19 protein-coding genes are annotated in these 19,266 nt (G+C 63.6%); 12 read left to right on the top strand and 7 right to left on the bottom strand.

What is annotated here, in order from left to right; all coding sequences use genetic code 11:
• Nucleotides 1–2: 2 nt before the first annotated feature.
• The 4 genes from ACLGL5_RS18780 (at nucleotide 3) to ACLGL5_RS18765 (ending at nucleotide 4,670) form a co-directional block, all read left to right on the top strand.
• Nucleotides 3–1,610: a carboxyl transferase domain-containing protein gene (locus ACLGL5_RS18780; protein ID WP_069091760.1), complete on the top strand. Its 1,608-nt coding sequence runs from the start codon at nucleotides 3–5 to the stop codon at nucleotides 1,608–1,610.
• A 2-nt stretch (nucleotides 1,611–1,612) separates the two neighbouring features.
• A complete protein-coding gene (locus tag ACLGL5_RS18775) occupies nucleotides 1,613–2,143 on the top strand; it encodes an O-acetyl-ADP-ribose deacetylase (protein ID WP_069091759.1) in 531 nt (176 codons plus the stop codon).
• 120 nt (nucleotides 2,144–2,263) lie between these two features.
• Complete coding sequence (locus ACLGL5_RS18770; RefSeq protein WP_069091758.1) at nucleotides 2,264–2,641, top strand: hypothetical protein; 378 nt, start codon at nucleotides 2,264–2,266, stop codon at nucleotides 2,639–2,641.
• A 46-nt stretch (nucleotides 2,642–2,687) separates the two neighbouring features.
• Nucleotides 2,688–4,670 carry an acetyl/propionyl/methylcrotonyl-CoA carboxylase subunit alpha gene (locus ACLGL5_RS18765; protein WP_069091757.1) on the top strand — a complete coding sequence of 661 codons (1,983 nt, stop codon included), beginning with the start codon at nucleotides 2,688–2,690 and terminating at the stop codon, nucleotides 4,668–4,670.
• Nucleotides 4,671–4,752: 82 nt separating this feature from the next.
• On the opposite strand, the gene ACLGL5_RS18760 is transcribed toward ACLGL5_RS18765, so the two are convergent.
• Together ACLGL5_RS18760 and ACLGL5_RS18755 are read right to left on the bottom strand one after the other, a co-directional pair.
• Nucleotides 4,753–5,874, bottom strand: a complete 1,122-nt coding sequence (locus ACLGL5_RS18760) for a branched-chain amino acid ABC transporter substrate-binding protein (RefSeq protein ID WP_027046653.1) — start codon at nucleotides 5,872–5,874, stop codon at nucleotides 4,753–4,755.
• A 425-nt stretch (nucleotides 5,875–6,299) separates the two neighbouring features.
• Entirely contained in the window at nucleotides 6,300–6,566 is a 267-nt protein-coding gene (locus ACLGL5_RS18755; protein WP_010915070.1) for an SEL1-like repeat protein, read from the bottom strand.
• Between the two features lie 438 nt (nucleotides 6,567–7,004).
• Between ACLGL5_RS18755 and ACLGL5_RS18750 the strand changes: the two genes are divergently transcribed.
• From ACLGL5_RS18750 to ACLGL5_RS18730, 5 genes are all read left to right on the top strand, one after another.
• Nucleotides 7,005–7,346, top strand: a complete 342-nt coding sequence (locus ACLGL5_RS18750) for a DUF2147 domain-containing protein (protein ID WP_019857170.1) — start codon at nucleotides 7,005–7,007, stop codon at nucleotides 7,344–7,346.
• A 225-nt stretch (nucleotides 7,347–7,571) separates the two neighbouring features.
• Nucleotides 7,572–7,727 carry a hypothetical protein gene (locus ACLGL5_RS18745; RefSeq protein WP_019857169.1) on the top strand — a complete coding sequence of 52 codons (156 nt, stop codon included), beginning with the start codon at nucleotides 7,572–7,574 and terminating at the stop codon, nucleotides 7,725–7,727.
• Between the two features lie 41 nt (nucleotides 7,728–7,768).
• Nucleotides 7,769–7,963 (top strand): hypothetical protein, encoded by a 195-nt coding sequence (locus tag ACLGL5_RS18740; RefSeq protein ID WP_019857168.1) that lies wholly within the window; start codon nucleotides 7,769–7,771, stop codon nucleotides 7,961–7,963.
• A gap of 116 nt (nucleotides 7,964–8,079) precedes the next feature.
• Nucleotides 8,080–9,543 (top strand): AMP nucleosidase, encoded by a 1,464-nt coding sequence (locus tag ACLGL5_RS18735; RefSeq protein ID WP_236952097.1) that lies wholly within the window; start codon nucleotides 8,080–8,082, stop codon nucleotides 9,541–9,543.
• Between the two features lie 66 nt (nucleotides 9,544–9,609).
• Nucleotides 9,610–10,686, top strand: coding sequence for an endonuclease/exonuclease/phosphatase family protein (locus tag ACLGL5_RS18730; protein ID WP_245307112.1), 1,077 nt, complete (start codon nucleotides 9,610–9,612; stop codon nucleotides 10,684–10,686).
• 141 nt (nucleotides 10,687–10,827) lie between these two features.
• Here the strand turns inward: ACLGL5_RS18730 and ACLGL5_RS18725 are convergent, their stop codons facing one another.
• The 3 genes from ACLGL5_RS18725 to ACLGL5_RS18715 all read right to left on the bottom strand — a co-directional run bounded on the left by ACLGL5_RS18725 (nucleotide 10,828) and on the right by ACLGL5_RS18715 (nucleotide 13,451).
• Entirely contained in the window at nucleotides 10,828–11,424 is a 597-nt protein-coding gene (locus ACLGL5_RS18725; protein ID WP_064985041.1) for a DUF922 domain-containing Zn-dependent protease, read from the bottom strand.
• A gap of 137 nt (nucleotides 11,425–11,561) precedes the next feature.
• Nucleotides 11,562–13,241 carry an electron transfer flavoprotein-ubiquinone oxidoreductase gene (locus ACLGL5_RS18720; protein ID WP_069091756.1) on the bottom strand — a complete coding sequence of 560 codons (1,680 nt, stop codon included), beginning with the start codon at nucleotides 13,239–13,241 and terminating at the stop codon, nucleotides 11,562–11,564.
• A 63-nt stretch (nucleotides 13,242–13,304) separates the two neighbouring features.
• Nucleotides 13,305–13,451, bottom strand: coding sequence for a hypothetical protein (locus ACLGL5_RS18715; RefSeq protein ID WP_155249083.1), 147 nt, complete (start codon nucleotides 13,449–13,451; stop codon nucleotides 13,305–13,307).
• 10 nt (nucleotides 13,452–13,461) lie between these two features.
• On the opposite strand from ACLGL5_RS18715, the gene ACLGL5_RS18710 reads away from it, so the two are divergent.
• Genes ACLGL5_RS18710 through ACLGL5_RS18700 form a run of 3 tightly spaced genes read left to right on the top strand, consistent with a single transcriptional unit; the run spans nucleotide 13,462 to nucleotide 15,903 of the window.
• The gene (locus ACLGL5_RS18710; RefSeq protein ID WP_081296151.1) at nucleotides 13,462–14,106 is read left to right on the top strand and encodes a hypothetical protein; all 645 of its coding nucleotides are present in this window, start codon (nucleotides 13,462–13,464) and stop codon (nucleotides 14,104–14,106) included.
• A gap of 51 nt (nucleotides 14,107–14,157) precedes the next feature.
• Complete coding sequence (locus ACLGL5_RS18705) at nucleotides 14,158–15,033, top strand: uracil-DNA glycosylase (protein ID WP_069091755.1); 876 nt, start codon at nucleotides 14,158–14,160, stop codon at nucleotides 15,031–15,033.
• A 57-nt stretch (nucleotides 15,034–15,090) separates the two neighbouring features.
• Nucleotides 15,091–15,903, top strand: a complete 813-nt coding sequence (locus tag ACLGL5_RS18700; protein WP_019857160.1) for a helix-turn-helix domain-containing protein — start codon at nucleotides 15,091–15,093, stop codon at nucleotides 15,901–15,903.
• Between the two features lie 83 nt (nucleotides 15,904–15,986).
• On the opposite strand, the gene ACLGL5_RS18695 is transcribed toward ACLGL5_RS18700, so the two are convergent.
• Nucleotides 15,987–16,946 (bottom strand): DMT family transporter, encoded by a 960-nt coding sequence (locus ACLGL5_RS18695; protein WP_069093366.1) that lies wholly within the window; start codon nucleotides 16,944–16,946, stop codon nucleotides 15,987–15,989.
• Entirely contained in the window at nucleotides 16,943–19,249 is a 2,307-nt protein-coding gene (locus ACLGL5_RS18690) for a xanthine dehydrogenase family protein molybdopterin-binding subunit (protein ID WP_069091754.1), read from the bottom strand. Before ACLGL5_RS18690 ends, ACLGL5_RS18695 begins: the two co-directional genes overlap by 4 nt.
• Between the last annotated feature and the right edge of the window lie 17 nt (nucleotides 19,250–19,266).

Below are 19,266 nucleotides of genomic sequence, written 5' to 3'. Positions count from 1 at the left end.
GCATGGCCGTCCTGCAAACCCAGATCTCCCCTTCCTCCGACAGCTTCCGCGCCAATGCCGAACGCATGCGCGCGCTGGTCGCCGACATCGCCGACAAGGCCGCGATCGTCGAGCGCGGCGGCTCCGAAGAGGCGCGCGAGCGCCATATTTCACGCGGCAAGCTGCTGCCGCGCGAGCGCCTGGCACAATTGCTCGACACCGGTTCGCCTTTCCTCGAGATCGGCCAGTTCGCAGCGTGGTCAATGTATGGCGAGGAGATTTCCTCGGCCGGCATGATCGCCGGCGTCGGCCGGGTCGAGGGCGCCGAGGTGATGGTCGTCGTCAACGATGCCACGGTGAAGGGCGGCACCTACTATCCGCTGACGGTGAAAAAGCACCTTCGCGCGCAGGAGATCGCGCTGCAGAACAATCTGCCCTGCATCTATCTGGTCGACAGCGGCGGCGCCAATCTGCCCAACCAGGACGAGGTCTTTCCCGACCGCGAGCATTTCGGCCGCATCTTCTACAACCAGGCCAACATGTCGGCTGCCGGCATCCCGCAGATCGCCTGCGTCATGGGGTCCTGTACCGCAGGCGGCGCCTATGTGCCGGCGATGTCGGACGAGACGATCATGGTGCGCAACCAGGCGACCATTTTTCTCGGCGGCCCGCCGCTGGTGAAGGCGGCCACCGGCGAGGATGTCAGCGCCGAGGATCTGGGGGGCGCGGATGTGCATACGCGGCTTTCCGGCGTTGCCGATCATTATGCGATGGACGACGAACATGCGCTCGCCATCTGCCGGCGCATCGTCAAAAACCTGAATCGGAACAAGACCGTAAGCCTGAACTTACAGAGATCGATTCCACCGCTTCATCCGGCGGATGAACTCTACGGCGTCGTGCCGACCGATCTGCGCCAGCCCTATGACGTGCGCGAGGTGATCGCGCGTCTTGTCGACGGCTCCGAGTTCGACGAGTTCAAGCAGAACTACGGCACGACGCTGATCACCGGTTTTGCCCATCTCCACGGCATGCCGGTCGGCATCATCGCCAACAATGGCGTGCTGTTTTCCGAAAGCGCGCTGAAGGGCGCGCATTTCATCGAGTTGTGCTGCCAGCGTGGGATCCCGCTGGTCTTTCTGCAGAACATCACCGGCTTCATGGTCGGCCGAAAATACGAGGCCGGCGGCATCGCCAAGGACGGCGCCAAGCTGGTGATGGCGGTCGCCACCGCCAGGGTGCCGAAGGTGACCGTCATCATCGGCGGTTCGTTCGGCGCCGGCAATTACGGCATGTGCGGCCGCGCCTCTTCCCCGCGCTTCCTGTGGATGTGGCCGAACGCCCGCATCTCGGTGATGGGCGGCGAACAGGCGGCAACCGTGCTTGCCATGGTCAAGCGCGAAGGCATCGAGCGCAAGGGCGGCGAGTGGAGCGCCGAGGAGGAGGCGAAATTCAAGAAGCCGATCCTGATGAAGTACGAGCATGAGGGCCATCCGCTCTACTCGTCCGCCCGCCTCTGGGACGACGGCATCATCGATCCAGCGAAGACGCGCGGGGTGCTCGCACTCAGCCTTTCGGCGTCGCTCAACGCCGAGGTCGAGGACACGCGCTTCGGCGTGTTCAGGATGTGACGATGAGCAAGGCGCTGGACAGGATCCGCATCCACACCGGCGACATCACGAAGCTGGATGTCGACGCCATCGTCAATGCCGCCAACACCGCGCTTCTCGGCGGCGGCGGGGTCGATGGCGCCATCCACCGCGCGGCGGGTCGTGAGCTCGAGTTCGAATGCCGGATGCTGAACGGATGCAAGGTAGGCGACGCCAAGATCACCAAGGGTTACAAGCTGCCGGCTCGACATATCATCCACACCGTCGGGCCGGTCTGGCAGGGCGGCGGCAGGAGCGAAGCCGAACTGCTGGCCTCCTGCTATCGCAGGTCGCTGGAACTCGCGGCCGCCAATGATTGCCGAACGGTGGCGTTTCCGGCGATCTCGACCGGTGTTTACCACTACCCGAAAGATGAGGCGGCCGAGATCGCTGTCGGCACGGTCACCATGGTCATGGAAGAGAAAACCGTGCCTGAATCTGTCATCTTCTGCTGCTTCGACGAGCACATGGCGGAACTATACTGGCAAGCCGTTGCTGCGCTCCGGAAGGGTTGAACTGTATGGACCAACCGATTCACCAACACATGCAAGCTCGAACCCCCGACAACGAACTGGCGGCGAGGAAAAATATTCGTTACTGCTTGTCCCGCGCAATGCAACGGGGACAGGGTGGAAATGGAACTGAAATATTGCCGGGGGATGGCTGCCTCGATACTTGCAAGTTTGCTCATATTCGCAACACATGGCGCCGGTTCGGCGGAATCGCTGGCGGGCAAGATGGGCGACAAGCGGTTTTCCCCGACCTTGTCACTCGATCCGAAGGAAGCCTGCTACAAATCCTACCTCGCCTATATCGCGGCCAGCGGCCATTCGGTCTACGCCACGACGTTCTATTCGCGCGTCGTCGATCTCCACATTTTCTGCAGCGTGAAGCTGAACGCACCTTCGCAGAAGGCCGCGGAGGAAACGGCGTTGCGCGCCTGTCAGAGCGGCTTCGCCAAATGGAAGGTCAAGACCGCAAGCGGCGGCTGCGCGATCGCTGCGTCGAAGTAAGCCGGCGGCCAGGCTGGTGCCGCCCGAGGCAAACCCGGGAGGCTCCATGTTCGCCAAAATCCTGATCGCCAATCGGGGCGAGATTGCTTGCCGTGTCATCCGCACGACCCGCAAGATGGGGGTGCACACCGTCGCCGTCTATTCGGACGCCGACGCGAAATCCCTGCATGTCGAGATGGCCGACGAGGCCGTTCACATCGGCCCCTCGCCTGTCGGTGAGAGTTACTTGCGCGGGGACCGGATTGTCGCGGCTGCGCTTTCGACGGGGGCGCAGGCCATCCATCCCGGCTACGGCTTCCTGTCGGAAAATCCTGATTTCGTCGACCAGGTGGTGGCGGCGGGGCTCACCTTCATCGGTCCGTCGGCGGCCTCGATCCGCGCCATGGGGCTGAAGGATGCCGCCAAGCGGCTGATGGAGAAAGCCGGCGTTCCCGTCGTTCCGGGCTATCATGGCGAAGCGCAGGAGATCGTGCTGCTTGCCTCCAAGGCACGCGAGATCGGCTATCCCGTGCTGATCAAGGCGCGCGCCGGCGGCGGCGGCAAGGGCATGCGGCGCGTCGAGCATCCCGATGATTTCTCCGAGGCGCTATCCAGCGCCCGGCGCGAGGCAAAGGCTGCTTTCGGCGACGACCGCGTTCTGGTCGAAAAATATGTCGACAAGCCGCGGCACATCGAAGTGCAGGTGTTCGGCGATAATTTCGGCAATGCGGTGCATCTTTACGAACGCGACTGCTCGGCGCAACGCCGCCACCAGAAGGTGATAGAGGAAGCCCCCGCCCCCGGCATGACGCCGGCGCTGCGCAAGGCGATGACGGAAGCGGCGGTGAAGGCAGCCAAGGCGATCGGCTACTCAGGCGCCGGCACCATCGAGTTCATCGTCGACGCCTCGCACGGGCTGAAGGCCGACCGCTTCTGGTTCATGGAGATGAACACTCGCCTGCAGGTCGAGCATCCCGTCACCGAAATGGTCACCGGCATCGATCTGGTCGAGTGGCAGTTGCGGGTTGCCAGCGGCGAAAAGCTGCCGAAGACGCAGAGCGAGATCGCGCCGACCGGCCATGCCCTGGAGGCGCGCATCTATGCCGAGGATGCGGCAAAGGGGTTCCTGCCCGCAACGGGTACGCTGCATCATCTGAAGTTCCCTGACGCGGCCCCCGAAGGCGCCACAATGCGCGTCGAGACCGGCGTGCGGGCCGGCGATGCCATCTCCCCCTACTATGATCCGATGATCGCCAAGCTGGTGGTTCATGCCAAGGACAGGCAAGCCGCGCTGGAAGCGCTCGGCGCGGCGCTGTCGCGGACCGAAATCGCCGGTTCCACGGTCAACACCGGTTTCCTTGCCGCCCTTGCCGCCGATCCCGACTTTTGTGCTGGCGACGTCGACACCGGCCTGATCGGCAGGCATCAGGCGGCACTGACCGGGGTCGCGCCGCCGACCGGCGAAATCGTCTCGGCAGCAGCGCTCGCGGCCTCCGGTGCGGAAGCCTTGCCGCCATCGAACGACCCATGGTCGTCGCTTTCCGGCTATGCGCATTTCCACGTCGTGGCGCGGCGCACGCGGCTGAAGTTCGGCGAGACCGATATACTGGCAAAGGTTTCGGTGCGGCCGGACGGGCGCTTCCAGGTGGCGCTCGATGCGCCCTATGACAGCACCAATTCGCATGATTTCCGCGCCACTCCCCGCCTCGCCCGCTGGCCTGGCCACATCACGGTGTTCGAAGGCGCCGTCGGCTACACATTCGCGGTATCGGACCCCTTGGCACGCAGCGATGACGCGGCTGCCGCCTCCGGCAGCTTGCGCGCGCCGATGCCCGGGCTGGTCAAGCTGGTGCGCGTGGCGAAAGGCGACGCGGTGATCAAGGGACAAGCGTTGCTGATCCTCGAGGCGATGAAGATGGAGCACACCATCGCCGCCCCGCATGACGGAGTGGTTGCCGAGATCGCCGTGGAAGGAGCGCAGGTCACCGACGGGACGGTGCTGGTGCGGTTCGTCGAGGAACAGAGCGCGCCGACCGCTACTGCAGGCTGACAAGCGGAGCGCTTCGCGGACCGCAAACAAAATGGCCGGGGCGAACCCCGGCCATTTCCTTGGATTATCTCATTACCCGAGATTACTGCGCGATCGGCGCGTACTTGCCGTCATGCCACTGGTTGATGTCGTAGCTGGCGTTCTTGAGGTCGCCCTTTTCGTCGAAGGTGACGTCGCCGACAACGGTGCTGATCGGCGTGCCGTTCTTCAACGCTTCGGCAACCTTGGCCGGATCGTCGCTGCCGGCGCGCTTGATGCCTTCGGCGAACGCCTGGACCACGGCGTAGGAGAACAGCGTGAAGCCTTCCGGCACGAAGCCGCCGGCCTTGATCTTCTCGACGGCGGCCTTGGCTTCCGGCTTTGCCTGCGGGTCCGACGGGAAGACGAACATGGTGCCTTCGCCGGCCGGGCCGGCAACCTGCCAGAATTCCGGCGAGGCGATGGAGTCCGGCATGATCAGCTGGAACTTCAGGTTCTGTTCGGCCGACTGGCGCAGGATCAGGCCGGCTTCAGGATGATAGCCGCCGAAATAGACGACGTCGGCCTTGAGATCCTTCAGCTTGGTGACAAGCGCCGAATAGTCCTTCTCGCCGGGATTGATGGCGTCATAATAGACTTCCTTGAGGCCGCCAGTGTTCATGGTCGCCCTGACGGCATCGGCCACGCCCTGACCGTAAGCGCTCTTGTCGTGCAGGATGACGACGTTCTTGCCGGCATATTTCTTGGCGATCCACGGGCCGATGAAGGCGCCCTGTGCATCGTCACGCGTATAGAGGCGCATGATGGTCGGCCAGCCGGCCTTGGCGGCCGCGTCGGTCAGCACCGGGTTCGAGGAAGCCGGGCTCATCATCAGCGCGCCGGCCTCGGCATAGACGGCCGAGGCCGGAATGCTCGAGCCCGAGCAGGCATGGCCGTCGATGAACTTGACGCCGTTGGCGACGATGCGGTTGGCGACCGACACGGCCTGCTTGGGATCGCACTGGTCGTCCTCGATATCGAGCTTGATCATCGAGCCGTTGACGCCGCCCGCGGCGTTGATGGCATCGGCGGCGGCCTGTGCGCCCTGTTTGAACTGATCGCCGATGGTGGCGAGCTGTCCGGTCATCGGGCCGACCACCGAGACGGTGATGTCGTCGGCGAATGCGACGGGCGCACTCATCATCAGGCCGAAAATGGCCGCGCTCAAAATACTCATTTTTTTCATGGCAATAGAACTCCTCCACTCACGCGCGGCCCCCGGCCGCGCTTCTTCCAGAGAGGCGGGACAATTTCATCCTTCATTGGGCCTGTCTAGGCGCATTGGCGCCACTCGATTGGGCCTGCGAGCCCTCATCCACGCAAAAAGCCACGCCAGCCTTGTTCCGGCTGGTCGTGGCTTTTTTTGCCTATCGGGCGGTTTCCCAGCGCCCCCGCGCCGCGAACCCCAACGTAGCCTTCCCTGTCTTCCCTGTCATGATCCGAAGAACGGATACTTTTCGGGGTCATGGTCCGTCGCACGGCTTGGCCGATCCTGCATGCCGCATTCTTGTTGTTGATGGCCCGTGGCCTGGCTGTCTGCGCAGCCTTATCCCTGTTTTGGCCCGACCGTCTTGGAGCGGTCTTGGCCGGAGCGTCCCCGTCTGCCGAAACTCAGTGCATGGTCATCCATTCGCGGGCTTCGCGCAGCGCCTTGGCGATCTCGACCTTCGACATGGCGGCCGACAGTTCCGAGCGCAGTTCCGCGGCGCGGGCCGAGCCCTTTATGGCGGCGATGTTGAACCATTTGTGGGCGGCAACGACGTCGGTTTCGCAATCGCGGCCGGTCGCATACATCATGCCCAGTTCGAAAAGAATGTCGGCCTGGGCAGTTGCCCCCATGGCGCCGAAACCTGCTTCAAGCATTTCAAAACGTGCCATTTTAGTCCCCTGTCTGGCTCCCGAGAGCTGCCTCCGTTCGTCTTGTCCGGGCCGCTCTTTCGATGCTTCCGAGGATGCCGATCAGGCTTAAATCCGTCGTTAAATGGCGTGCTTAATTTGAAGAAAACAAAGCTAAAACAAGAGGTAAACGCGGAAATTCGTTAAGGATACGAAGTCAGCAATTCAGCCGATTTTCGTCAAATTCGACGAAAATTTTTCGAGCCTGGATCAACACTCCGCTAACCACGGGAAACAAACAGCACGTGCCGGTCGTTTTCATTTCCTCGCCGACGGAGCCAATTCAGGCGGCTTCAAAATCCCAAAGTCTTCCGTTGCGGCACCGCTTTTGTTTTGCCGGGAGCTGGATTAGCTTACGTTTGCGTAAGCGGCAGACCGGCGAGGCGGAGAATTCGGCCGGCTATCCAAAGGGAGCAAAACATGTTTCGAAAAGTGAGCCTGGCTCTTGCAGCCACATTGATCATCGCGGGTGCGGCGTGGGCCGATCCGATCGAGGGCAATTGGAAAACGCAAGCCGGCGATACCGCGGCCATTTCAGGCAGCGGCTCGTTTTCCATCACGCTCAAATCGGGCAAATATGCCGGCAAGACGATCGGCTCGCTCAAGGCGGCGGGCGACAACAAATATGCCGGCAGCATCACCGACCCTGCAAACGACAAGACCTATTCGGGCAAGGCGACATTGTCGGGCACCGCTCTCAAGATGAGCGGCTGCGTGCTTGGCGGACTGATCTGCAAGAGCCAGACCTGGCACAAGCTCTGATCGATCTATCCTTGCGACATCCATAACGGGGCCCGACGGGCCCCGTTTTCGTTTCACCGGCACGTCAAGCCCTGGGGCTCTTGCCCCCGCTGCCGGTGGCCGGCCGGCCGGCGACGACCCGCCCAGATCCCGTCAATCAATTTGAACCGCAGATGAACGCCGGCATCAGAGCCGGTTCAGAGGCGTTGGGGCATTCTCCGGCGTGTTGAAGGAGACACGACCCCAATGCTTGCTCGCCGCTTCACCATCGTCTGCCTGCTGATGAGCCTGTTTGGAATGTTCTTCGCCATCCTCGTCGCCGAAGCGGGCCGTTCTCCCCGCTCCTGGGACGAAGTCACCAGAATGTGCCGCCTCGCCTGCCCGACCGACCTTCGTCACTGAAACAAAGAAACCCGGACCTCGAAAAGAAAAGCTCAGACATCATGACCCGCATCGCCGCCAACACTCTCAAGACTCTTCGGCTCCTGCCGCGGGCGGCGCTCATCCTGGTGCTCCTGGCCGCGCCGGTCCTGGCGGTGCCGATGATGCGCGCGGATGCCGGCTCGACGATCGAGGCGCCGGCCCTGAGGAAGTCCGGCGTGGGTTTCGTTCTGCTGGTCAGCCTGCAGCGGGGATAAAGAAAAATGGCGCTTTGGGCGCCTTCGGCAGCGACACCCCTCCCAACCGCTCGTCCAAGTCTCTATATTGAGCCATGGAAAAGCGAATCTACCCTCAAGCCATCGAATCTGTCGTCATGCCGGAGCCTTTTGGCCGGCAAAGCTTCGACAGCGCCGAAAAAGCCGTTGCCGCACTGCAGTTGCTTTACGACCGCAACACCAAGTTCCTACGCGACGCCTTCTCGGCCCTGGCGGCCGCCGGCGGCGACAGCAGCAAGCGCTACCGCGCCTTCTATCCCGAGATCGGCGTCACCACGAGTTCGTTCACGCAGGTCGACTCGCGCCAGGCCTACGGCCATATGCCGACACCCGGCCATTTCGCCACCACGATCACACAGCCGCACCTGTTCGAGAGCTATCTGGTCGAACAGCTGCGCCTGATCATGCGCAACCACGGTGTCTCGGTCACGGTTTCGGAATCGACCACGCCAATTCCGCTGCATTTCGCCTTCCTGGAGGGAACTTACGTCGACGGAGCCGCCGCGGAGCGCATCAAGCGGCCGATCCGCGACCTGTTCGACGTGCCGGATCTCGACGGCACCGACGACCAGATCGCCAACGGCACGTTCGAGGTGGCCTTCGGCGAACCAAGGCCGTTGGCACCGTTCACGGCGCAGCGCATCGACTATTCGCTGCACCGCATGACGCATTATACGGCCACCAGCCCGCAGCATTTCCAGAACTTCGTGCTGTTCACCAACTACCAGTTCTACATCGACGAATTCGTCGCCCGCGCCCGCGACCTGATGGAGAAGGGCGGCGGCGGTTACGCGGAATTCGTCGAGCCTGGCAATGTCGTGACCAGGGCCGGGCAGAGTTCGCCCAGCGAAGGCGTTGGGCCGCAGCGCCTGCCGCAGATGCCGGCCTATCACCTGAAAAAGCCGAACCACGGCGGCATCACCATGGTCAATATCGGCGTCGGCCCTTCCAATGCCAAGACGATCACCGACCACGTCGCAGTGCTGAGGCCGCATGCCTGGGTGATGCTTGGCCATTGCGCCGGGCTGCGCAACACACAGGCGCTCGGTGACTATGTGCTGGCGCATGCCTATGTGCGCGAGGATCACGTGCTGGACGACGACCTTCCGGTCTGGGTGCCGATCCCGCCGCTGGCGGAAATCCAGGTTGCCCTGCAGGAAGCGGTCGCCGAAGTCACCGGCCTGTCCGGCTATGATCTGAAGCGCATCATGCGCACCGGCACGGTCGCCACCATCGACAACCGCAACTGGGAACTGCGCGACCAGCGCGGACCGGTGCAGCGCCTGTCGCAGTCGCGCGCCATCGCGCTCGACATGGAATCGGCGACGATCGCCGCCAATGGCTTCCGCTTCCGTGTCCCCTATGGCACGCTTCTGTGCGTTTCCGACAAGCCACTGCATGGCGAGTTGAAGCTGCCTGGCATGGCGACCGAGTTCTACAAGCGCCAGGTGGCGCAGCACCTTACCATCGGCATCAGGGCGATGGAGAAGCTGGCCGAGATGCCGATGGAGCGGCTGCATTCGCGCAAGCTCCGGAGCTTTTCGGAGACAGCGTTCCAATAGGCGGCCGCAGCGCCTGGGCGAGGCATTTCGTCGTCTTGCCCGGCCCGCAATTTGGCCGATAAGCAGATGGAACGGATCGTCAGGCGGCATTCGGCAGACACGACCTCGATGATGACAGGCGCGCGCTTGAAAATGATGGCTGGGTTGGCATTCCTGGCGATGACGGCGCTATCGGCCGCGCTGTTGGCCGGATTCTTCGGCACGCTGCATCCGGCTTTCGATTCCTTCTCGCATTTCCGCATTCACTTCAGCGTGCTCATGGCGCTTCTGGCACTGCCGCTGCTTGCCAGCTCGTTTCGGCTGCAAGCGGCAGCGGGGCTGCTGTTTGCCATCGCCTGCCTGGCCACGACGGCAAGCGCCCTGCCGAGGCTCTGGCCGCAACCGGCGGTTGCCAAGCCCACCGATCAGGCCGTCTACAGCCTGCTGCAGATGAACTTGCGCTTCAACAACCCGACACCGAAGAAAGTGCTCTCCCTGATCGGCCGCACCAACCCGGACGTAATCACCCTCGATGAGGTGTCGGAGATGTGGACGACCGAGCTTGGCACCATCGCCAGCGCCTATCCCTACCGTATCCTGTGCCCCTACCCGAACGGCATGTTCGGGGTGGCGTTGCTGTCGCGCCGGCCGTTCGTGGCCGGCACGACACCGCGCTGCGAGCCGCGCGGCGCGATGGCAACCGCCACCATCGACTTCGGCGGGATCGACGTTGATGTCGCCGCGATCCATTTGAGCTGGCCGTGGCCGAAGGAGCAATACTGGCAGATCGGCGAACTGGCGCAGACATTGGCCGGGTTGGGCGAGACCGCGATCATGGCCGGCGATTGCAACGCCGTGCCGTGGAGTGCTGCGGTGCGGCGGGTCGCGGCTCTCGGCGGGCTGACAGTGATGCCTTCCGCCGGCCCGACCTGGATCCACCGGACACTGCCCGACATCCTGCGCCGTTATGCGGGCCTGCCGATCGACCAGGTGTTCAGCAAGGGCGGGTTGACGCTCCTGTCTTCCAAGCGGCTGGAGGACACCGGCTCCGACCATCTGCCGGTGCTGGTCGAGTTCACGCTAAGGCCAGACGACAAGCAGCCTGAGAATGACCACGCCACCGCGCTCGCGGCGAGCGACTTTTCGGTGAAGCCGCAAAGCTGACACGCCAATCGAGCGGGCTGGCGGCAAGGACCCGCGATGGCGAGGGGTCTAGTCCTTGTTCTAACGCAATTCCCAAGGGAAAGCGCTACGGCGCTTTTTCCCGGGAAAACCGTTTTACACTTTTCCTGGAATTGCCCTGGTTCAAGGTTTTCCGGTCAAGGCAGCGATCAGATGCTCGACATGGCCGCCATCGCTGTGTTCGCGCCGATCGAAGGCGTTTTGTTTGGCCTCATATTCGGCATAGATCGCCTGGATGCGCAGCCGCGCCTCGCGGCGCGTCTTGTAGCAGGACGGGTCGTTGACGACTTGCAGGCCGGTTATCGACCTTTCCGTAGCGCGCATCATCTCCCTGGCGATGCGCCCATGTGTTTCCTCATGGGCGCGAACACCTGCGAAAAACTTGTTCCAGCGCCTCTTCAGCGCCGACGTCGCGGGTGAGGCAAGGCGCGGGAAGGTGTAGGAAAGATTCAGCGTGCCATTGACCCCTCGCATCCTACAGAAGCCGTTGCCCTGGCCGGCGTCGAGGTCCCAGTCGACGGTATAGGAGGTTGTGGCGATGGCATGCGTCATGAAGCCGTGCCGGGGGCCTTTTCTGTCCATCGCGTCGACGAGGGCGGTGCCCGAGCTTCCGGTGACGTCGTAGGTCCGCGTCTGGACCACTGCCCTTGTTCCGGCCGAGGCCTGTGGCGCAAACAGCGCTCCGATGGCGACGAGGCATGTCAGAACTGTCCGGCGCATCGGCCTTCTCCCTATCTCCAGAGAAGGAACCATAGACCGGTGGCCGTTTCAACGTTTCTGCTGGGCTGCATGCCCTCGCGGCCAGCCCTACCTGCATTTTCTTGCCGCCGAGGCCGAAACCGCCCTGCCGCGCGAGATCACATGCCCTGGTAGACCGGCCCCTCGCCGCCCTGCGGCGGCACCCAGTTGATGTTCTGGTTCGGGTCCTTGATATCGCAAGTCTTGCAGTGGACGCAGTTCTGCGCGTTGATGACGAAGCGGACGTCCTTTGCCGCCGGATCGGCGGCGGCGTTGCCGTCCTTGTCGACCCATTCATAGACGCCGGCCGGGCAATAGCGTGTCGAAGGCCCGGCGAAGACATCGTGCTCGGACCGCTTCTGCAGATCCATGTCGCCGACCAGCAGATGGACCGGCTCGTTCTCTTCGTGATTGGTGTTGGACAGGAACACCGAGGACAGGCGGTCGAAGGTCAGCACGCCGTCGGCCTTCGGATAGGCGATCTTCTTATGCTGGGCGGCGGGCTCGAGCGTGGCATAGTCGGCCTTGCCGTGCTTCAGCGTGCCGAAGGGCGAGATGCCGAACAGCGTATTCAGCCACATGTCGAGGCCGCCAAGACCGACGCCGACGATGGTGCCGAAGCGCGACCACAGCGGCTTGACGTTGCGAACCTTCTTCAAATCCTTGCCTATATCGGTCGCGCGCCAGGCTTGCTCGTAGGAAGTGAGTTCATCATTGGCGCGGCCGGCGCCGATCGCCTCGGCGACATGATCGGCCGCCAGCATGCCCGACAGCACGGCATTGTGGGAGCCCTTGATGCGCGGCACGTTGACGAAGCCGGCGGCGCAACCCATCAGCGCGCCGCCTGGGAAGGACAGTTTCGGCACCGACTGCCAGCCGCCCTCTGTGATGGCGCGCGCACCATAGCCGAGCCGCTTGGCGCCCTCGAACGTGCCTGATATTGCCGGATGGGTCTTGAAACGCTGGAATTCCTCGAAGGGCGACAGATACGGGTTCTTGTAATTGAGGTGGAGGACGAAGCCGACCGCCACCTGGTTGTCCTCGAGATGGTAGAGGAAGGAGCCGCCGCCGGTCTTCATGTCGAGCGGCCAGCCGAAGGAATGCTGGACCAGGCCCGGCCGGTGGTTCTCCGGCTTGACCTGCCAGAGTTCCTTGAGACCGATGCCGTATTTGCCTGGCTCGCGGCCATCGGAGAGTTTGTATTTGGCGATCAACTGCTTGGCGAGCGAGCCGCGCGCGCCTTCGCCGATCAGCACATATTTGCCCATCAGCGCCATGCCCGGCGCGAAGCCCGGCCCATGCGTGCCGTCCTTCTCGACGCCCATGTCGCCGGTGACGACGCCGGTGACGGCGCCCTCCTCATTGTAGAGCAGGCCGGCGGCGGCAAAGCCCGGATAGATCTCGACGCCGAGCGCCTCGGCCTTGCCAGCCAGCCAGCGGCAGACATTGCCGAGCGAGACGATGTAGTTGCCGTGATTGTTCATCAGCGGCGGCATCAATATGTTGGGCAGGCGGAATGAGCCAGCCGGGCCGAGCACCAGGAAATGATCCGCCGTGACGGGCGTCTTGAACGGGTGACCTTCCTCCTCGCGCCAACCGGGCAGCAGCCGGTCGATGCCGATCGGATCGACCACGGCGCCGGAGAGGATATGGGCGCCGACCTCGCCGCCCTTTTCCAGCACGACGACGGAAAGCTCGGGATTGACCTGCTTGAGGCGGATGGCCGCGGCAAGGCCGGCCGGACCGGCACCGACGATGACCACGTCGAATTCCATGCTTTCGCGTTCGATATCGCTCATCAACCCCTCCGCACTGGCTTGCCGCTGTTGCGTATCTTGCTGGCTCCTGCGCTGCATAGCGCATCAATTGGCGACAGGAAACCGGCGCAGACGTGACAATGCGGATTTGGCCAAAAAGTCGCGCATCTTGCGGCGGGGCAGGCATTTGCGCCCGGTAAGACCGGCCACGCCTGCGTTTTTTAATTGTTCGGCGGCTTGCTTATCGGCCATACTTCCCGCCATGCGCTTTCCTGGGCCAGCGGGCTTTTCTTCGACGCGCTTTCTTTTCCCGCCCGGCCGGGCCTGCCGGGCGATTCTTCTGGCCCTTCTGACGTCGGCACCGGGGCACGCCACAGCGAACGAGGTGAAGGTCTGGGCGACAGGCGCCTACTCCTTCTCCGACGAGCTTGGCGGCTTCCGCATCACCGGAGCCTCCGGCATCGGAACCAAGGACGATCCGCTGGTCATCACCGAAGAGCTGAATTCGGCAACACCGGTGACGCTGACCATCCGCACGACCAAGCCGATCCAGACGTTCGGCAAGGCGGGCGAATTCGCCAATGGCATCATGTATATGCGCATCAACGTGCTCAACAACAGCGGCCAGGCCTGGATCGAATTCCAGTTCGAACTTCAGGAGATATTGGATCAGCCGAGCGTGTTTGGAGACGGGTTTTCCTTCGACCAACGCAACAAGACGCCCGACAATATCTGGTCGAGCAATTTCGCCGATTTCGACCGGGAGTTCGAGCCCTATGACCGGCTGCTGTTCAAGAACGGCAAGGTCGACCCGCTGAGGACCGTCAGCTTCGAGTTCCTGATGACCGATTACACGCCGCGATGGACGTTCTATCTGGTGCAGGATCCGCGCATCCCGACGGGATAGGGTAAGCCGCCGGTCTTGCAAATTGCAGTCGTGCGGACGAATGTGCGCGCCATGACTGCCGCGTCCCCCAATAGCCCGACCGATATTGCCGACATCCTGGCCTTCTATGCCAGCGCCGGCGTCGACGAGGCGCTGGAAGACGCCCCGGTGAATCGCTTCGCCGAGGCGGCGCCGAGATCTGTCGAGCGCGCACCGGCGCCGGTGGCGCCACCTCACGAGGAGAAGGCGGCGGAGCGGCCAGCGGCACCGCCCGGACTGGATGCAAGCAACGTACCGGATGCGCCACCGGCGCGTTCATCGGTCGCCGCGGTGCCAGACGAGGCTCAGGCGGCGCTTGCGCGCCAGTTGGCGACAACCGCAACGACCCTGGACGAGTTGCGCCAGCACATGGCTGTCTTCGACGGCTGCAATCTCAAGGCCACCGCCAAGAACCTGGTGTTCGCCGACGGCAACCCGGACGCCGCGGTGATGCTGGTGGGCGAAGCGCCGGGCCGCGACGAGGACATTGAGGGCTTGCCCTTCGTCGGCCGCTCGGGCCGGCTGCTTGACCGCATGCTGGCCGCGATCGGGCTCGACCGCACTTCGGTCTACATTGCCAACGTCATCCCGTGGCGGCCGCCGGGCAACCGCACGCCGACGCCGCACGAGACTGAGATCTGCCGGCCGTTCATCGAGCGGCAGATCGAGCTGGTCAATCCCAAGGTGCTGGTCAATCTCGGCGGCCCGTCGGCCAAGACCTTGCTCAACACCTCGGAAGGCATTTTGCGGCTGCGTGGCAACTGGCGTGTCCACACCACCGCCTCCGGCATCGCCATTCCGGCCATGCCGACGCTGCATCCGGCCTATCTCCTGCGCACACCGGCGCACAAGAAGCTGGCATGGCGGGATTTTCTCGAGGTGAAGGCGAAGCTGCGGGCACTCTCGTAGATCGCCATAACCTCGCAGGTAATTGAAATGCCACCCCTGTCAGCCTAACCATCTCCCATGACATCAGCCCAAACCTCCGCCGGCAGTCTGATCCGCGAATGGCGCACGCGGCGCCGCATGAGCCAGCTCGACCTCGCCACGGAGGCCGAGATTTCGCAGCGGCATCTCTCCTTCGTCGAGAGCGGGCGCGCCGCGCCCTCGCGCGACATGGTGCTGCATCTGGCGGAGCAGCTTTCGATCCCGCTGAGGCAGCGCAACCAGCTGCTGCTGGCCGCCGGCTTCGCGCCGAGCTTCAGCGAACGGCCGCTCAGCGACACGACGCTGGCGCCGGCGATGGCAGCGGTCGAGATCGTGCTCAAGGGACACGAGCCCTTCCCTGCGCTGGCCGTGGACCGGCACTGGAACCTGGTCTCGGCGAATGCCGCGATCGCTCCCTTCCTTGCCGATGTCAGCGAGGCTTCGCTGCTGACGCCGCCGGTCAACGTACTTCGCCTTTCCCTGCATCCCGGCGGCATCGCACCGCGCATCGTCAATCTCGCGGAATGGCGCACGCATCTGCTTGAGCGTCTCAAACACCAGAATGATGCCAGCGGCGACCCGGTGCTGGTCGAATTGGAGCGCGAGCTGCGCAGCTATCCGTCCGGGCTGAAGGGCAGCAGGCCGACACCCGTCGAGCCGAATGCCATCGTGCATCCGCTCAGGCTCGCCCATGGCGATCAGGTGCTGTCGTTCATCAGCACCATCACCGTTTTCGGCACCCCGATCGACGTGACCTTGTCGGAACTGGCGATCGAGTCTTTCTTCCCGGCCGACGAGCAGACTCGTGCGGTGCTTGTGCGGCTGGCGAAGGAGCGGAGCGAACGGTCGTAACTGAGGAGACCGGCCCTCGCTCCGGGCGTTCGTCGTTCGGAAAGCCAAGCAATTGGCTTTCCGTCCGCTACGCGGACCTCTCCTCACCCCTGCGGCAGCGTCACCTTGCGCGTTCGCGTGCGCTCCAGGCCCAGTTGCCGCTCGCGCCAGATGATGAAGATGCCGGCGGCCACCACGATCGCACCGCCAAACAGCGTGTTGAGCGAGGTCACATCGCCGAAAATGAAATAGCCGACGACAACGCCGAGGATCATAGAGGTGTATTCGAACGGCGCCACCACCGAGGCCTCGGCGTGGCGATAGGCCGACGTCATCAGGATCTGGCCGAGGCCGCCGCAGAAGCCGGCCATGACGAGCAGTGCGGCTTGCGTCGGCGTCAGAGCTTGCCAGCCGAAAGGCAGTGTCAGCAGCGAGAGCACGCTGGCGGTCGACGAGAACCACAGGACGATGGTCGCCGTCTTCTCCGTCTGCACGAGATTGCGCACGAGCAGCATGGCGACCGCCGAGATCGCCGCGGCCACCAGCGCAGCCATGACGCCCAGGACCTCCTGGTCGTCGAGCCCTTCATCCGAGTTGAGCAGCGTCAGCTCCGGCCAGGAAATGATGAGCACGCCGACAAGACCAACGGCGACCGCGCTCCACCGATAGACGTGGATCGACTCGCCAAGGAAGACCGAGGAGAACACCACGACCAACAGCGGCTGCGCATAGTTCAGGGTGATCGCCTCCGGCAACGGCAGCCTGGTGAGCGCGAAGAAGCCCAGCCCCATGGCGCCGACGCCGACGACGCCGCGCGCGACATGGTTGAAGGGACGTTTGGTGACGAATGCCGTCGGCAGCTGTCCCTTCAATGCCAGGAAGGCAATGATCGGGAAGATGGCGAAGAAGGAGCGGAAGAAGACGATCTGCCCGGCCGGCACGTCACCGGCCGCCTTGATGCAGGTTTGCATGCCGACAAAGACCGCGACGGACACGATCTTCAGCGCGATGCCCCTCAGCGTGCCGTGGCCTCCCGTCGTTCCTGGTTCCGCCCCTGATGTCACGTCGGCGATGCGCCCCTGATCGCGGCCCAGATGCGCGCCGGCGTCGCGGGCATCTCGATATGCCTGATGCCATAGGCGCGCCACAGCGCATCGGTGACGGCATTGAGCGCCGCCGGTGTCGAGCCGATCGTGCCGGCCTCGCCCGCGCCCTTGATGCCCAGTGCATTGGTGGTCGAAGGCACGTTGCGGGTCTCGAAATGGAAGAACGGGAAATTGTCGGCGCGCGGCATGGCATAGTCCATGAAGCTCGCCGTCAAGAGCTGCCCATCCTCGCCATGGATGGTGTTCTCGGTCAACGCCTGGCCGATGCCTTGCACCACGCCGCCATGCACCTGGCCGGCGAGCAGGATCGGATTAACGGTGACGCCGAAATCGTCGACGATGGTGTAGCTGACGATCTCGGTCGCGCCGGTGTCGGGATCGATCTCGACCTCGCAGATATGGGTGCCGTTCGGATAGGTGCACTCGTCCTGCACGAACTCGCCGAACCCCTTAAGGTCATCCGGCGTCTTCGCGGCCTTGGCGATGCTCGAGAAATCGATGCTCCGGTCGGTGCCGACGATGCGGGCAACGCCATCGGACAATTCGATATCGCCGGCCGAGGCCTCAAGCTCGTCGGCGGCGATGCGCTTGATCTTGTTGGCCAGATCCTCGCCGGCGCGGGAAGCCGAGACACCCCCCAGCGGAATGGAGCGCGAGCCGCCTGTGCCGCCGCCCGCCTTTAATTCGTCGGTGTCGCCCTGGCGGACATGGATCTTGTCGATATCGAGATTGAGTTTTTCCGACAGGAACTGCGCATAGGCGGTGGCATGCCCCTGGCCGTTGGTCTGGGTGCCGATCTTCAGCGTCACCGTGCCGTCGCCATTGAGCTCGACAAAGGCCGGCTCCGAGCCCGGAAAGGCGCAGGCCTCGATATATGTGGCCATGCCGATGCCGCGGATCTTGCCGTCGGCTTTGGACCGTTCCAGCCGCTGCGGAAACGCCTTCCACTGCGACCGTTCGATGGCGCGGTCCATATGGCCTTCGAATTCGCCATTGTCGTAGAGACGGCCGGTCTGCGTGTGATAGGGAAACTGCTCGGGCCGGATGAAGTTGCGGCGGCGGATCTCTTCGACAGGCAGGCCGAGATCATGCGCGCAGGCGTCAACCAGTTTTTCCAACAGGAACGCCGCCTCGGGACGCCCGGCGCCGCGATAGGCGTCGACCGGGCAGGTGTTGGTGTAGAGGCCGGTCACCGAGACATCGAGCGCCCTGATATCATAGACGCCGGTCGACATGGTGACGCCGATATAGGGAATGAAAGGGCCATATTGCGAGATATAGGCGCCGATATTGGCAAGCAGCTCGATTCTCATGCCGAGGAAGCGGCCATCCTTGTCGAGCGCCATTTCGGCCGTCACCGCATTGTCGCGGCCTTGGGCGTCGGTGAGGAAGTGCTCGGTGCGGTCGCCAGCCCACTTCACCGGGCGGCCAAGCCGCTTCGCCGCCTCTAGCACTAGCGGATATTCGCGGTAGACGAAGCTCTTCGGCCCGAAACCGCCGCCGACATCGGGCGTGATGACGCGCAGCTGGTCCTTCTTGATCTTGAACACGCTGGCCAGGATGTACTGCATGGAATGCACGCCCTGCGACCCGGTGGTCAGCACAAAGCGGTTTTCCCCGACATTCCATTCGCCGATCGCCGAGCGCGGCTCCATGTAGTTGCAGACCAGCCGATTGTTGACGAATTCGATGCGCGTGACGTGAGCGGCCCCGGCGAAAGCCGCGTCCGTCTTCCTCTTGTCGCCGATATGATAGGTGAAGGCGCGGTTGGAGCCGAGTTCCGGCCAGACCAGCGGCGTGCCCTCCGCAAGCGCCGTCGCAGTGCCGGAGGCGGCGTCCTCGCCGTCATAATCGACCTCGATCAGTTCGGCGGCATCCTGCGCCAAGGCACGGCTGTCGGCGACCACAAAGGCAACCGCATCGCCGACATAGTTGACGCGGTCCCGGCACAGGATCGGAATGTCGCGCGTCGGCGCTTTGGTGCCGTCCGGCTGTGCCTGCATGACGCCGGACTTGAGATCGCGCAGATGGGTGAGATCCCCACCGGTCAGCACGAGATGGACGCCGGGTGCCGCCTTCGCCGCCTCAATCGAGCCGATGGTGAAGCTCGCCTTGGCGATCGGCGAGCGCAGGACATAGCCGTGCAGCACGCCGTCTGGCTTGATATCGTCGGTGTAGCGGCCTTGGCCCTGGATGAAGGCGGTATCCTCGCGCCGCAGCACGGAAGCGCCCATGCCGAATTTCGGTGTGACGACGGTCATGGCTGCCTCGCGGGGAT

It is taken from the genome of Mesorhizobium sp. U510, assembly GCF_059180695.1.
The sequence above is the reverse complement of the archived record's forward strand: the minus strand, read 5'-3'. Positions and strand labels throughout refer to the sequence as shown.